This window comes from Nocardia speluncae NBRC 108251, from assembly GCF_001613245.1.
Lineage (GTDB): Bacteria > Actinomycetota > Actinomycetes > Mycobacteriales > Mycobacteriaceae > Nocardia > Nocardia speluncae.
The window spans coordinates 112194-127638 of the sequence record NZ_BDBZ01000004.1; the positions used below are offsets into that span (position 1 = coordinate 112194).

Annotated in this window: 9 protein-coding genes; 1 reads left to right on the forward strand and 8 read right to left on the reverse strand. The window is 67.8% G+C overall.

Features of this window, described 5'->3' with window-relative positions; translation table 11 throughout:
- Positions 1–150: 150 nt before the first annotated feature.
- The 4 genes from NS6_RS07830 to NS6_RS07845 form a co-directional block, all read right to left on the reverse strand.
- Positions 151–2577: an HAD-IC family P-type ATPase gene (locus NS6_RS07830; RefSeq protein WP_068038748.1), complete on the reverse strand. Its 2427-nt coding sequence runs from the start codon at positions 2575–2577 to the stop codon at positions 151–153.
- 34 nt (positions 2578–2611) lie between these two features.
- Positions 2612–5767 (reverse strand): arabinosyltransferase domain-containing protein, encoded by a 3156-nt coding sequence (locus tag NS6_RS07835; protein WP_245669185.1) that lies wholly within the window; start codon positions 5765–5767, stop codon positions 2612–2614.
- 310 nt (positions 5768–6077) lie between these two features.
- A complete protein-coding gene (locus NS6_RS07840) occupies positions 6078–6584 on the reverse strand; it encodes a WKL family lipoprotein (RefSeq protein WP_068038877.1) in 507 nt (168 codons plus the stop codon).
- Between the two features lie 94 nt (positions 6585–6678).
- Positions 6679–8361, reverse strand: a complete 1683-nt coding sequence (locus tag NS6_RS07845) for a DNA polymerase IV (protein ID WP_068038880.1) — start codon at positions 8359–8361, stop codon at positions 6679–6681.
- A gap of 386 nt (positions 8362–8747) precedes the next feature.
- Between NS6_RS07845 and NS6_RS07850 the strand changes: the two genes are divergently transcribed.
- Entirely contained in the window at positions 8748–9623 is an 876-nt protein-coding gene (locus NS6_RS07850) for a UTP--glucose-1-phosphate uridylyltransferase (protein ID WP_068038753.1), read from the forward strand.
- Between the two features lie 38 nt (positions 9624–9661).
- On the opposite strand, the gene NS6_RS07855 is transcribed toward NS6_RS07850, so the two are convergent.
- The 4 genes from NS6_RS07855 to NS6_RS07870 form a co-directional block, all read right to left on the reverse strand.
- Positions 9662–10177 carry a C40 family peptidase gene (locus NS6_RS07855; RefSeq protein WP_068038884.1) on the reverse strand — a complete coding sequence of 172 codons (516 nt, stop codon included), beginning with the start codon at positions 10175–10177 and terminating at the stop codon, positions 9662–9664.
- 280 nt (positions 10178–10457) lie between these two features.
- On the reverse strand, positions 10458–11387 hold the full coding sequence (locus NS6_RS07860; RefSeq protein ID WP_068038757.1) for a hypothetical protein: 930 nt from the start codon (positions 11385–11387) through the stop codon (positions 10458–10460).
- A gap of 289 nt (positions 11388–11676) precedes the next feature.
- On the reverse strand, positions 11677–14841 hold the full coding sequence (gene ileS / locus NS6_RS07865; RefSeq protein ID WP_068038759.1) for an isoleucine--tRNA ligase: 3165 nt from the start codon (positions 14839–14841) through the stop codon (positions 11677–11679).
- 358 nt (positions 14842–15199) lie between these two features.
- The gene (locus NS6_RS07870) at positions 15200–15397 is read right to left on the reverse strand and encodes a hypothetical protein (RefSeq protein ID WP_068038762.1); all 198 of its coding nucleotides are present in this window, start codon (positions 15395–15397) and stop codon (positions 15200–15202) included.
- Between the last annotated feature and the right edge of the window lie 48 nt (positions 15398–15445).

The window sequence follows — 15445 nt, forward strand, 5'->3', positions numbered from 1 at the left end:
TTTCTGCCCCGCGCCGACCGGACTCGCCTGGGCCCGGCCCCGGGGGACGCCGGCCGGCCCGCGGAGATTCCGTGACAGTAACGCGGCACGGTGACAAGTGCCGGGCCGCGGCGTACGACGCGAGCGGTGCGGTACTCACAAGACATCGATTCAGGATTCACCCGGGGCCGCAGGGAGCAACTTGTGCGATTCGCCGCGTAGCGTCGCACTCACCCACCAGGCAACCTCCACCAGTACGATGCCGACGGCGCCGCAGAGCAAGGCAGCGGTGGTGAGGGCGATGTTCGACGGGTCGAGTGCGAAGAACTCACGGGTGAACGGCACCGTGAACAGCACCAGGTACGCGACCACCGAGACGACCAGCAGCACGATCTTCCACCAGTTGTACGGCCGGGCAACGATCGCCAGTACCCAGACCGCGATCATGATCAGCGTGATGAGGGCGGTAGTACCCGCCTGCACCTTCTGTTCGTCGCTGGCTTCGGGTCCGGCGTAGGCGATGAGGTAGGCGATGAAGGTCGCCGTGCCGATCACCACACCCGACGGGATCGCCAATCGCATCACCCGGCCGACGAAACCGGACCGGGCGCGTTCGTTGTTCGGGGCCAGCGACAGGATGAAGGCGGGGATACCGATGGTGAACCAGGCCGCGATCGTCACGTGCCGGGGCAGGAACGGGTAGCCGATCGGGTCGTAGCCGAAGATCTGCGAGCCCACTCCCGCCGCGCCTACCAGGAAGGCGAGCAGGACCGAGTACACGGTTTTGGTGAGGAACAGATTCGAGACCCGTTCGATATTGCCGATCACTCGCCGGCCCTCACTCACCACGTACGGGAGGGTCGCGAATTTGTTGTCCAGCAAGACGATCTGCGCGACCGCGCGGGTCGCCGGGCTCCCGGCACCCATCGCGACACCGATATCGGCGTCCTTCAGCGCCAGCACATCGTTCACCCCGTCCCCGGTCATCGCGACGGTGTGCCCACGCGACTGCAGTGCACCCACCATGGCGCGTTTCTGGTCGGGCCGCACCCGGCCGAAGGTGGTCTGTTTCTCCAGAACCCCGGCCAGTTCGTCGCTGTCCTCGGGCAGGGTGCGCGCGTCGACGGCGTGGTCACCACCGGGGAGGTCGAGCGAGGAGGCGACAGCGCCGACCGAGACTGCGTTGTCACCGGAGATGACCTTGATGGAAACGTCCTGGCTCGCGAAATAGTCCAAGGTGTCGCGGGCATCGGGCCGGACCCGCTGCTCCAGCACCACCAGCGCGACGGGAGTGATCGTCCCGGGCGCACCGGGGGCGTCCACGACCCGGTCCCCGCGGGCGAGCAGCAGCACGCGGAGGCCGGTGGCGCCCAGCTCCTCCGCGGCACGGGCATCGACCGACCCCGGGTCCAGCAGCACATCGGGAGCTCCGAGCATCCAGTCGCCGTGCTCACCGTAGGAGAAACCGCTCCACTTCTTCGCCGACGAGAACGGCGCCACCGCGGTGTATTTCCAGCCGGGAGTATCCGGCAGCGCTTCCGCGATCGCCTGCACGCTGGCGTTCGGCCGCGGATCGTCGGCCGCCATCGCGGCCAGCGCCTGCCGTGCAGCGTCTTCCGCACCCGCGCTGTCGTCGAGCATGCGGAGTTCGGCCAGTCGCATCCCGTTCTCGGTCAATGTGCCGGTCTTGTCCGCGCACACCACGTCCACCCGCGCCAGGCCCTCGATCGCGGGCAATTCCTGCACCAGGCATTTGCGCTGCCCCAGTCGCACCACCCCGACCGCGAACGCGATCGAGGTCATCAGCACCAGGCCTTCCGGCACCATCGGCACCAGCGCCGCCACCATTCCGGTGACCGCGGGCCGCCAGGACTCCCCGCTGGACACCAGCTGGTTGTAGATGCTGAGCGCGCCGGCCGGGATGAGCAGATAGGTGATGACCTTCAGGATCGTGTCGATTCCGTTGCGCAGCTCCGAGTTCACCAGGGTGAACTTGCTGGCCTCGTCGGCAAGTTTCGCCGCGTAGGCATCTTTACCGACCTTGGTGGCGCGGTAGGCGCCCGAACCGGACACCACGAAGCTACCCGAGAGCACCTGTGCGCCCCGCTCTTTGGTCACATCGTCGGATTCGCCGGTGAGCAGCGATTCGTCGACCTCGAGCAGTTCGGCTTCGGCGATCACACCGTCGACCACGATCTGATCACCGGGACCGAGTTCGATCAGATCGTCGAGCACCACGTCCTTGGGTGCGATCTGCTCGGCGCGGCCGTCGCGGCGCACGGTGGGCCGGGCCTGGCCCACGATCGCCAGCCGGTCCAGCGTCCGCTTCGCCCGGACCTCCTGGATGATGCCGATCGCACTGTTGGCCACGATCAGCAGCCCGAACATGCCGTCGATCACTGAACCGGTGGCCATGACCAGGACGAACAGCACACCCAGGATGGCGTTGATCCTGGTGAACACATTCGCCCGGACGATATCGCGGACCGAGCGGCCCGCCCGGTCCGGTACATCGTTGGTGAGCCCGTCCCGGCGCCGCTGGGCCACCTCCGCGGCAGTGAGCCCCGGCGACCCGACAGCCTCCACAGTTGTCGACATGACGGTCAGCGTATCCAGCGCGACGGCCTCGGGTTCACCAGGTGACGTTGATCGGGCCGGGCGTCCAGGTGCCCGGGTGATCCTCCTGGATGACCTGCGGGCGAGCCGGTACCGCGGCCGGATCCCGCGGCAGGAACTGCTGGAGCTGTCCCCAATCGCGGTCCCAGTCGTGGTTCAGGTAGGTCGGCAGGGTGCGGGCATGCAACAGCAGTTCGGTCCAGCCGAGCGGGCCACCACCGTCGTGGTTCTGCCACAGGTTGGTGTCGTGGGCGCCGACCCGGTCCGGCAGGATGCGGTACTTCGGCACCTCGGCGATGCCGATGCGGTGGTCGAACGGCCGCTGGCACGGGAACTGCAGGCCGACAGCCCAGTCGAGCAGCACCGGATCGGTGGAGCCCACGACCGTGTTCAGGTCCTGGGTCTGCGGCATCCGGGGCGGGGTGAAGGCGAGCCACTGCCGCGGATCACGGTCCCGGTCGTGGGCCACGATGCGCACGGTATCGGCATCGGCGTACGGCTCCAGCGGAACCCGCAGGTTGCGCCAGGACGGCGCGGGACCGATATCGATCGGGTTCACCCGCCGCAGCGCGACAGGTTCGGTGGCCGAGGCGCCGGGAGCGGTGGTCGACCCGAATTCGAGTTCGAACGACTGTCCGTGGGTGACAACCCCGTCGGCGTTGCGCGACCAGATCCGTCCGGCGGCGCTCACCGCGAGGATGTCGGCGCGCTCCGCGACGGACGGCAGCCGGAACCAGCCGCTGGTCAGTTCCGCCGGACCGTCGGCCTGGAAACTGCCCAGCACCGGAGTCCCGGGGTCGAGACCGAACGGCAGGGCGGGACCGGCAGTTTCGGTGGCGACCCCGGTTCCGCTCCCCTCGCCCCCCATCGAATCGGCGATGGCGGCATCGGCGCCCTGTTCGGCATCGGCACTCAGGTCCGCCGCCACACCGGTCGGCGTGAACCCCGCGCCGTTGCCGGCCAGGGTGGTGGCCGGGTCGCCGGCCAGTGGGGCGAGCATGCCGCGGTTCGGATCGGTTTCCACCAGGACGTGCGGGGCCAGCCCGCATGCGTTTCCGGTGAGCGCACTGAAATTCGACCCGGCCAGGGAGAACGCCGGATACTGGCTCACCGCGCCCTTGGCGAACGAGGCGACCTCGAACAGCACCATGAATGCCGCCGCCACCGTGAGCGGCGGAATCTTCGCGAAGCGCCAACCCCACCGGGAGATCCGGTGATGTCCGGTATCGGGTGCCCGCACATGCCACCATGCGGCCAGCGCCAGCAGCAGTAACGCACCCAGCAGGAACACCTTGTTGAGGGCGATACCGGCGACCGAGGGTTGTTTGTCCCACCACGGGATGCTGAAGGAGGAGACGTACCACCAGCCGTTGGGCCCGGAGAACACCAGTGCCATCAGGAACGCGACCCCGGCGGCGAACAACGCCCGGTTACGCGGCCCGCGCATGACCCGCGGCCCGACCGCCACCGCGGTGAGCACCGCGACCGCACCTGCCAGCCCGGCGAAAACCCCGAGATGGTGGGTCCATTTGGTCGGCGTCGTCATCATGAGCACCATGGCGCCGACGGTGACCCCCAGAATGCGGCGGGACGGCCCCACCGCGGCGGTCGGGATCCGGCCGCCCTTGTGCAGCAGGGTCACCAGGCAGACAGCCAGCCCGACGACCAGCACGAATATCCCGAACCGGCGGGCCAGCGAGCCGTCCACCGTGCCCATGAACAGGTACTGGTAGCGGAGGTACTCGTCGAACCACAGCACATTCGGCCCGGCCAGTTCGTGCACCCGGCGCATTTCCTGCATGGCGCTGAACGTCTGGTCCGCGAAGGCGACGACGAGTACCAGGACGCCCGCGGCGCCGAGCGGGAGCAACTGCGCGAGCCAGCCGACCCGCGGCGCCCGCGCCGCAATGATCTTGAACAGTGGGCGCAGCCCCGCAAGCAGTGCGGCGAGACAGATCAGCCCGTGCGGGCCCGCCGTACAACTGAACGCCGCGATCAGAATGGCGACCGCGAACGGCAGCAGCCGCCGGGTCGCGATCCCGCGCTCCACCGAACACCAGGTCAGCAGCACACCGAGCGCAACCAACGGCTCCGGCCGCAGGCCGTTGTTGTACGGCAGCCACACTGCGAGAAAGACCAGCGCACCGGTCCACGGCACGAACCGGTTGCGGTGCAGTGCGGCCCCGAACCGGGGCACCACTTCCCGGCTGATCACCAGCCAGGCCACGATCCCCGCCAGCAAGGTCGGCAGCCGCACCCACGGACTGGCGGTACTCACATCGGCCATCACACCGATGAGGTCGTAGTACGGGGTGCCGATCGGATTCTCCGGCACGCCGAAGTACCGGAAGTAGTTCGCCATATACCCCGCAACCTGCGAGGTGCGGCCCATCCCGAACTGATAGCCGTCGTCGGAAGTGGTGGCGCCGATGAAATGCCAGAGCACCAGCGTGCCGAGCACCACGAAATCCACCGGCCGGAAAGTCCACCAGCGGGCGGGCAGGAAACGGCGAGCGCGGCGGCCGTCGAGGTTGTCCAGGCGATGCAGGGCCACCAGCGAGATCACGGTCGCCAGCACGGCGCCCCAGATCGCGAGGCGTTTCAGCAGGGTCGGGGTGGAGCTGTACCGGCTGTCCACCTCGGCGGTGACGGCAGCACCCGCCGAATCGGCGAGATCGCTGAACACCCCCACCATCTGCGGCCGGTAATCCCCGCCCAGCACCACGGGTTCGTGCCCGGTGAGCGTGGCCACCGATTCGGTCATCCCCGCACCCACGGTGAGCTCACACCCTGGCGCCAGTTCGGCCACCGGCACGCTGAACAGCGACTGGTTACGCAGCACAACGTCGAGTACCGGCCCGGATTCCGGTGTGGGCGGCCGGACCTGGGCGAGGAATCCGTACCGCTCCAGATCGGGGGCACCGTACGGCGCGGTGGCGGAGAGCAACCCGCCGGCGGGCAACTGCTGGATCGCCGCGCAGGGCACGGTGGCTTCGAAGTTCAGCGGCGCGTAGGCGACCAGCGGCGCCTCGATCGACGCGGCGGAATCGTCCTGCGGCCAGGACAACGTCGCGGCGTCCACTCGTACCGGCAGGAACGGAACCGCTACCGCCAGTAACGCCCCGATCAGTGCCGATACCAGGGCCACCGGCCGTGCCCAGCCGCCCCGCATTCGGGGTCGCGGACTTTCGGAGATCTCTGCCGGCTCGGACGCCGCCACCACCATCGTGTCAGCCACGGAGCGCCATCCTAACGGGCGCGATCACGGAGGGCTCATCCACAGACACTTGCGATACGAGCCGCTGCACCGGTACTCACGGGCGCAGTGCCCGGACCAGCGCTTGCGCGGCCGGCGACCATCGGGACAGTGCGCGAGTACCTCTGTGCCCGGCCCATACGTGCCGATCCGGGGAGAGGTCCACCCGACACGGAATCGGCCGGTCCGCGCGAGTGCGGACCGGCCGATTCTGCATACGCCCGACTCAGGCCGCGCAGGCAGGCGACTGGATCTGCGCGTTGGCGAGCATGGTGCAGGTCCACTGCTGCTGGACCTTCCACACCCCGTCCTCGGCTACGAACGGCACATCCGCCACACTGGTCTGGTCGTTCAGTGTGAGATTGGCCTTGGCCTGGATCTCGGTACCGAAATCCTGCACCTCGGTGACCTCGATCGTGGCGCCCGACTGGGAGTAGAACTGGCTCAGCTTGGACGGCAGCTCCGGATCCGCCTCGGCACCCTGCACCATCTCCAGCTTTTCCTCGTTCGGAACGTTCGGGTCGAGCGCGCGCTGGAGCTGGGCGTTCAGATCGGCCGCCGTCGGAACGGGCGGCGTATCGGCCTCCGCCTCCGTGGTCTCGGCCGCGGCCGTGGTGCTCGTAGCCGCTGCGGTGTCCGAGTCGGAATCATCGCTACCACACGCCGTCAGGGTCAGCGCGGCCGCGGCGGCCAGGCCGGCGATCGCGATACGTCCGGTTTTGCGAAGCTTCAACTGCTCGTCCTTTGCGTTCGGGGTCGGTGTCGTGCGCTGCGGCAGCCCCACCGGAACCGGCGACGCTGCCCGGCACCAACCTACCCGGAGGGATTCAGGACAGGCTGCCGAGCGGGTCCGCAGGGCGCAACTCGGTGTTGTCGGCAGCGAAAGTACGCGCGATCCCCGGCCCTGTCGAGCGAGACTCGAACCGGACGGTCACCCGCCCGTGGCCCGACCCCTGAACCCAGCCGAAGCCGAACTCCGGATGCCGGACATCCGATCCGGCCCGCCATTGCACGACTTCACCAGCGGTTACTCCCGGATCTGCCGCCGCGCCGAAGGTTTCGGCGGTATCGTCGCGCGCCGCGCCGGCGGGCCCGTCCGAAGCTTCGGACGGGGACTCGCCCACGGGAGATCTCACCGAATCCACAGAGCTCTCTTGCTCTGCTGCCACAAACTCGGGTGCGACCACCCGCTGCCCCCTGCCCGCCGGATCCGGGTCGCCGTCCGCCGAGCCCGCAACCGAGGGTGCCGCGGGAAACCCCTGCCCAACCGGTCCACTCGTATCGTCATGCGCCGACCCATTCGGGAAATGGCGTGCCGGCGATACCGTTTCGCCGTGGCCGGCGACGTCGGCAGCGGGATCCGTGGGATCCGCGCCCAATCGGTCCAATTCGGGAAACAACGATTCCTGCCGGATCGTGGACAAACCCGCGTACCCGACCCCTACCAGCCGCACCGGCCCCAGTTCCCGTGGATCCAGTGCCGCCCGCTGGGCCGCGGCGGTGAGCGTGGCCAGATCCTCGGTCGCATAGGGCAGGGTGCTGGACCGCGTAGTGATACTCATATCGGCGCGTTTGAGTTTCAGCACCACAGTGCGCGCGGCCCGCCCGTCGCGCAGCAGCCGCCGGTGCGCGGCCGCGGCCATCTCGGTGATCGCCGGCCGCAACCGTTCCAGAGTGACGATATCGCTCTCATACGTGGTTTCGGCACTGATCTGTTTCGCTTCGGCACGCTCGGCGACCGGCCGATCATCGATACCGCGGGCCAGTCGATGCAGCGCCGCACCGATACTCCCGCCCAGGATCGATACGGCTTCCACCTCGGGCAGGGCGGCGAATGCCCCGATCGTTTCGATCCCGAGTGCCCGCAACCGGTTCCCCGCCACCGGACCGATCCCCCATAGTTTGCGCACCGGCAACCCGGCCAGCAACTCCTGCTGCTCGCCGGGGGCGATCACCCGGATCCCGTCCGGTTTGGCCATTCCCGACGCGATCTTGGCGAGCTGTTTGCCCGTACCCGCACCCACCGAGGCCACCAATCCGGTACTTTCCCGCACTGCGGCCCGTAGCTCCGCGCAGAAATCCAGTACCGCGGGCACAGTCGCACCCGCCAGTTCCGCGGGCTCACCGAACGCCTCGTCGAACGACAGTGTCTCGAGCACCGGAATCCGCGCCCGCAGGGTGTCGAACACGCGCCCGCTCAGCACGCCGTACAACGCTCCGCGCGGCGGCACCACCACCGCCGTCACCCCCACCAACCGCCGCGCCTGGTGCATGGGCATGGCCGACCGCGCCCCGAACACCCGCGCCTCGTAGCTGGCCCCTGCCACCACTCCACGCGCCCCGGCCCCTCCGACGAGCACCGGCCGCCCCTGCAACGTCGGCCGCGTGAGCTGCTCACAGGAGGCGAAGAACGCATCCATATCCATATGCAGCACCCAGCGTCGCGCCGATTCCCGGGCGAACGGGTGCGGCAGTGCTCCGGAACAACGCTCGGGGCGGGGCGCACTCACCACCGGACGGTCCGCCGGGCCCCGGCCCACATCACTCGCACCGCTGGTCACGGCCCTGTTGGTCCATACCGCGCAATCTACGCGTGGGCACCGACAGCGCCCTGCGCCGGCCAGAGCAGGCGGCACGCACCACACCGAGCCCTCGACACACCCGCCCACCATCCGCGACGAAGACACCTCTACCTCCGCATCGACAGCATGGGTCCGCGCGCCCAGCGCGGTCGGCACCGGACTCGCGCGCGGGCACGCGTAGATATCCACCTGGACACCGGGTGCCCGCCGGGCGGCGCGTTCGGCGAGGTCATGCGCGGCATCCGGACGGCGGAAACGCGCAACCTCGGGGCCGGAACCCGCGCGCACCCCGGGTTCGCCATAAACTCGGCCCCATGATGATCCGCAAGGCTGTCATTCCCGCTGCCGGTATCGGCTCCCGGTTGCTGCCGCTGACGAAGGCGATCCCCAAGGAGATGCTGCCGGTCGGCGACAAGCCGGTGATCGAGCATACGGTGCGCGAACTGGTGGCCTCCGGTATCACCGATATCACCATCGTGGTCAGTGGCGGAAAATCGCTGATCCAGGATCATTTCCGACCCAATCCGGCGCTGGTCGCCCAGTTGCGTGCCGACGGCAAGGACGCCTATGCCGACGCCGTGGAAGAGGTCGGCGAATTGTCGCGGCTCGGGCATATCACCTACCTGGACCAGCACGGTCCGTACGGTAACGGGACCCCGGTGCTGAATGCGGCTCGCGCCGCCGGCGACGAGCCGATGCTGGTGCTGTGGCCCGACGATGTGTTCGTGGCCGAGGTTCCGCGCGCGCAGCAGCTCATTCGCGCCTACGAGGCCACGGGGTGCCCGGTGCTGGCGTTGATGCCGATGAACCCGAACGAATCCCAGCGCTACGGCGTCCCGGTGGTGCGTGAAGATCTGGACGACGGATTGCTGCGAATCTCCGGTCTGGTGGAGAAGCCGAAACCCGCCGACGCGCCGTCGGCCTATGCGGCGATCGGCGGCTATGTCGTCACGCCCGGCATCATCGACGAACTGCGTACGCAGACCGAGAACTGGTACACCCATCGCACCGGCGAGGTATACCTGACCGATTCGATCAACGCCTACGCCGCCGACCACGCCGTGTACGGGCAGGTCATCCAGGGCCGCTGGTACGACACCGGCAACCCCCGCGACTACCTCGTCGCGCAGTTCGCCTCCGCACTGGCCCATCCCGATTACGGCCCGCTGTTGCGGCGCCAGGTGGAGTAGCGCGGGCCGGCCCCGAAATGCCGGACGTCGCGGCCGGCTCAGAACCGCCGGATGCTGTGCACGTAGAACTGTTCGAGTGGAGTGAGCCCGACCGGTACCCCGGCGCCGTAGGCATTGAGCACCTGCCCGGATCCGGCGTAGATACCGACGTGGGAAGCATCCTGGTTGATGATCACCACATCGCCGGGGGCCAATGCATACGGCGGCACGGCGGCGCCGACCTCCGCCTGTTCCCAGGTGGTGCGCGGCAACGCGACCCCGACCTGCCGGAAGGCCCACTGCACCAGCGCCGAGCAGTCCCAGGTATCGGGCCCGGTGGCGCCCCATTCGTACATCTTCCCGGTCTGCGTGGTGGCCGCGGTGAGGGCGCCGAGGCCGGCGATGGTCGATACCGGGAGCCCGGCCGATCCGCTGGCGCTGAGTGAGCTGGAGCCCGAAGCCGACCCGCTCGCGCTGCCGGAGGGTTGTGCCCAACCCGGTGCGGCGGCAACCGCGGTGACGGCCGTTGTGAGAAGTACGCCGGCGATACCTCGCCGCAGTGCGATCCCGATCACGTGCCCACCCTTCTGCCGGTCGATGCACGAGACACCATGCGGCGCCCCGGTGTACTCGCGGCATCCGCCGAGCAGCTGGCTACCGCGGACCATTGGAGCTATGCCGGAGCGAATTCACTCCGACACAGCTCCACTCAGGTAGTACCGAGCGAAATGATCACCGTTCCCGCTGCTCCCGATAGAACGGTCGCGGCGGTATCGCGATGATTGTGCCCGGCAGAAGGGCGTTCACCAAGCAACCTGGCAAACTTCTAGCATGTGATCTAAATCACAAAAATGTTTATTGCGTTTGCGTCAGGATGTCGTTCAGGGTCTTCAGGACCGCATCCTTGGTGGCCGATGGAGACTCCACGAAGACCCCCACCTGCCAGACCGGTTCACCGCCGGGCTCGGCGGCGACGTACCGGCTGAGATCGATGGTGTACTTGCCCTTGTCGCTCGTAGGCGTCTCGACATATGAAGTGTTGGGGTCGAACCGCTTCGCGGCACCTTCCTTGTCGAACCAGTCCCCGTCGAACCCGGTCCGGGTTCCCGCGTCACAGGTGGACGGGCATTTACGCAAAATCAGGTTCACTCGCTGGCCGGCCGAGGAGTTCCCTTCGTCGATACACCCCCACGCCTGGGCATCCGGGATGGTCTCGATCGAACCCTTCATGCAGCCCCAGGACCCCGGCGTCCGGAACGCGAACGGCCAATCCTTGAAGGCCATGGTGTAAGTGTCCTCACCGTCCTCGAAGGTCGGACCGAACAGCACGACCGGCGACAGTCCCTCCTTCAAGGCCGGTGCGCCTTCCACCGGCGGGGCCGCGCTCGTTGTCGTCTCGGTCGCCGTAGTCGTTGTCGCGCCGGTCGTTTCCGTGGTGGTGCTCGCCGCCGCGGCGGTGTTCTCCTCCGATCCCCCCGACCGTAGGATCACCAGCCCGGCCACACCGGCCAGCACCAGAACCACCACCACGGCCAGCACCGCGATCAAGGTGGCATTGTTGTTCCGTGGCGGGCCTCCCTGCCCACCGGAGCCGAGCGGCGGTACCTCCCATGCGCCCGACGGCGGAACAGGTTGCGGGGTCTGCCCCGCGGTCTGTCCCCACTGCACCCCGGGCTGACCGCCCTGGGACCGATACCCCTGTTGCCACTGCCCCGAGGGGGATTCCTTGTTCTGTTGCCCCTCGGGCGCGTGCTGCCACCACTCGTCGGGGTTGTCCGAAGTCATAGGTGCATACCCTAGTGCGCCACTCCATCTCGGTCATGGCCATAAGTTCTCGGGCTCCCGCACCTCCGGGTGACCGCCGCGCAAAGCCCCGGAACACCGCCGCCCATCCCCTGCGGCGAACCCCCGCACCAACCGGCTCCGGCAGACCGGCACAGGTATTCCGCAGTCGGCACGGAAATGGCCGGGAAGTCCGGCTCCGCCGATCCGGGGAAAACCGGGCGGATCGGCGGTGTGCGGCGTTCGCACACCGCCGATCATCGGAAGGAGCCCTGGATCGGCGAGAGCCGGCCTACCGGGTAGCCTTCGCGACCCGAGCTCGCGATCCGCCCGTCAGCTCGGCGCCGTCCGCGCCGACGGGGCCGAATTCCAGTTCGACAGCGAGTACCTCACCGGCGATGAGATCGCGGTGTGCCCGCGCCCACTCCAGCCGGTCCGCCGGAACCTCGAGCGTCGCGGTGATCCGGTCGGAGACATTCAGTCCCAGCGATTTCCGGGTCTCCTGCAGGTCCCGGATTATATCGCGGGCCCAGCCCTCGGCCTCGAGTTCCTCGGTGACCACCGAATCGAGCACCACCAGCCCGGCGTTACCGGGCAGCGCAGCGGTGGATTCCGGTTCGGCGGCCACGAGTCGCTGCGTGTACTCCTCGGGGAGCAACTCGATTCCGGCCGCGGTGACCACACCGTCGGCGCTTTCCGTCCAATCGCCGGCCTTGACCGCCTTGATCACCTGCTGGACCTCACGACCCAGCCGCGGGCCCGCTGCCCGGGCGTTGACGGCCAGTTCGAACCGGCCGTGCGCGGCGACGTCGGTGGTCAGATCGACCTTCTTGACGTTCACCTCGTCGGCGATGATATCGGCGTAGGGCACCAGCCGTTCGGCGTCGGCGGCGGCGATGGTCACCTCCGCGAGCGGCAACCGGACCCGCAGCTGCTGTGCCTTGCGCAGACTGAGCACGGTCGAGCACACGGTGCGCGCCTCGTCCATCGCCGCGACCAGTTCCGTGTCGGCGGGCAGCGTCTCGGCGGCAGGCCAATCGGTCAGATGCACCGACCGCCCCCCGGTGAGACCGCGCCAGATCACCTCGGTCATCAACGGCAGCAGTGGCGCCGCCAACCGGGTCACGACCTCCAGCACGGTGTGCAGGGTGTCGACCGCATCCCGTTCTTCGGCCCAGAAACGCGAACGCGACCGGCGCACATACCAGTTGGTGAGCGCGTCGGCGAAGGTCCGCAGCTCCTCACAGGCCCCGGCGATATCGAACTCGGTCAGCGCCGCGGTCATCACATCCCGGGTCTGCGCCAGCTTCGCCAGAATGTAGCGGTCCAGCACATTCGCCGAATCCGTCCGCCAGGTGCCGGTTTCGGGTGCGTACAGCTGCAGGAAGGTCCAGGCATTCCACAGCGGCCGCAGCGCATGGCTCGCGCCCTCCCGGATACCGCGTTCGGTGACGATGAGGTTCCCGCCGCGCAGTACCGGCGAACTCATCAGGAACCAGCGCATGGCGTCGGAGCCGTCGCGGTCGAACACCTCGTTCACATCCGGATAGTTACCCTTGGACTTGCTCATCTTCAGGCCGTCGTCGCCCAGCACGATGCCGTGCGCGACCACGTTCTCGAATGCGGGGCTGTCGAACAGAGCGGTGGCCAGCACATGCAGGGTGTAGAACCAGCCGCGGGTCTGCCCGTTGTATTCGACGATGAAATCGCCCGGGAAGTGGGAGTCGAACCACTCCTTGTTCTCGAACGGGTAGTGCACCTGAGCGAAGGGCATGGAACCCGATTCGAACCAGCAGTCCAGCACTTCCGGCACCCGGCGCATGGTCGAGCGCCCCGTCGGGTCATCGGGGTTGGGCCTGGTCAGCTCGTCGATCATCGGCCGGTGCAGATCCGTGGGCCGGACACCGAAGTCGCGTTCCAATTCGTCGAGCGAACCGTAGACATCGATACGCGGATAGGCGGGGTCGTCGGAGGTCCACACCGGGATCGGGCTGCCCCAGTAGCGGTTACGGCTGATGTTCCAGTCCCGGGCGCCTTCGAGCCATTTGCCGAACTGGCCGTCCCGGATATGTTCGGGCACCCAGTTGACCCGCTTGTTCAGCTCCACCATCCGGTCGCGGAACTCGGTGACCCCGACGAACCACGACGGCACCGCCATATAGATCAGCGGCTGCCCCGACCGCCAGCTGTGCGGATACGAGTGCTCGATGGTCTCGTGCCGCAGCAGTTTCCCGGCGGCCTTGAGATCCTTGATGATCACCGGGTTGGCATCGAAGACCATCAGCCCCTCGTACGGGGGCACCATCGAGGTGAACTTGCCGCCCGGGTCGAGCGGCTGCACCAGTTCGATCCCGTTGGCGCTGCACACCTCCATATCCTCTTCACCGAACGCGGGTGCCAGATGCACCAGGCCGGTACCGGAGTCCGTGGCGACATAGTCGGCCGAAAGCACCCGGTGGGCCCGGGGATGCCCGACGAAGAAGTCGAACGGCGGCAGGTATTCGAGGCCCACCAGCGCGGCGCCGTCGTACTCGCCGAGCACTGCCGGTTCCTCGCCGAGTTCGCGGGCATAGTGGCCGAGCCGTTCGGCAGCCAGCAGGTACCGCTTGCCGTCGACGCCACGGACCTGCACGTAGCGCATATCCGGATGCACCGCGACCGCCAGGTTCGAGGGCAGGGTCCAGGGAGTGGTCGTCCAGACCAGCGCCGCCGCACCGTCCAGTCCGGCCAGCGGATGCTCGGCCGGGACCCGCAGCACCATATCCACGGTGACCGCCGGATCCTGGCGCATCTTGTAGGCGTCGTCGAGCCGGGTCTCCTGGTTCGACAGCGGAGTCTGCTCGTACCAGCTGTAGGGAAGAACCCGGAAACCCTGGTAGACGAGGCCCTTGTCGTACAGCGATTTGAATGCCCACATCACCGACTCCATGAAGTCGAGATCGAGGGTCTTGTAATCGTTGTCGAAGTCCACCCAGCGCGCCTGACGGGTCACATAGTCGCGCCATTCCCCGGTGTAGCGGAGGACCGAATTCTTGCACGCCGCATTGAATTCCGCGAGACCCATAGAGTCGATCTGTGATTTGTCCGTGATACCGAGCTGCTTCTCCGCTTCTATTTCCGCGGGCAGTCCGTGGCAGTCCCAGCCGAATCGCCGATCGACCCGTTTCCCGAGCATGGTCTGGAAACGGGGGATGACGTCTTTGACGTATCCGGTGAGCAAATGACCGTAATGCGGCAGACCGTTGGCAAACGGTGGGCCGTCGTAGAACACGAACTCGCCGGCCCCGGCCGGGCCCGCCTCATCGGGCGCGGCGGCACGGTTGTCGATGCTGGCGCGGAAGGTTCCGTCGGCGGCCCATGCGTCCAGGACGGCCCGTTCCAACTCGGGGAAGGTCGTGCCCGATCCGCCACCGAGTTCGACTCGCGGATATGCGCTGCTGGAATTCTCGTCCGCCATCGCGGATTCACATCTCCTCGTGCCCGGCGCCGCAGCGCTCTCGTATCCGGCACGGGGACGACGACCGGCGCAATCGGTGCTCCGGTACCGCGGTACCACCCCGCTTGTCCACCTACCCGGCAGGGCGGGCGGACCACTCGTTTCCAGCTGTGACGGGCTGACCCGTTCGGTTCTACTGGGCGTGGGCGGCAGCGCACCAGAGCCGCTGCACGACGCCGTTCTTCCGAAAGCTCCCCGGTGATGGCCGGATCGTCGCCTATCAAGGTTTGATTCTAACCGCGATGGTCAACTACTTATTAGGCCCGCCCCGCCGCACACCACGGAAGGACAGTTCGGTTCTCGTTCGCAGTAGTCCTCGTCAGCGTTTCGCGTGCTGGTCTCGCGGCGGCAACTCCTCTTCGGGCGCGCGCATCGATAGTGCGCTCACCAGCAACACCACAGCACCGAGTCCGCACACCACGATGCAGCCCCAGGCCCAGACCACCGATCCGGTGGTCAGTGAAAGTATCAGCAGAGCCAGGCCGATCGCGGCAAGCGCCAGTGTCAAGACAAGCATGATGACCCCCAGGACAGCAGGCCGGGTGCCCGTTCGCGCCCAGCAGTA

Coding starts and splice junctions, on each gene's coding strand:
- NS6_RS07870 (WP_068038762.1), bottom strand. CDS start 15,397: ATGCTTGTCTTGACACTGGCGCTTGCCGCGATCGGCCTGGCTCTGCTG.
- NS6_RS07860 (WP_068038757.1), bottom strand. CDS start 11,387: ATGACTTCGGACAACCCCGACGAGTGGTGGCAGCACGCGCCCGAGGGG.
- NS6_RS07835 (WP_245669185.1), bottom strand. CDS start 5,767: ATGCGGGGCGGCTGGGCACGGCCGGTGGCCCTGGTATCGGCACTGATC.
- ileS (WP_068038759.1), bottom strand. CDS start 14,841: ATGGCGGACGAGAATTCCAGCAGCGCATATCCGCGAGTCGAACTCGGT.
- NS6_RS07850 (WP_068038753.1), top strand. CDS start 8,748: ATGATGATCCGCAAGGCTGTCATTCCCGCTGCCGGTATCGGCTCCCGG.
- NS6_RS07830 (WP_068038748.1), bottom strand. CDS start 2,577: ATGTCGACAACTGTGGAGGCTGTCGGGTCGCCGGGGCTCACTGCCGCG.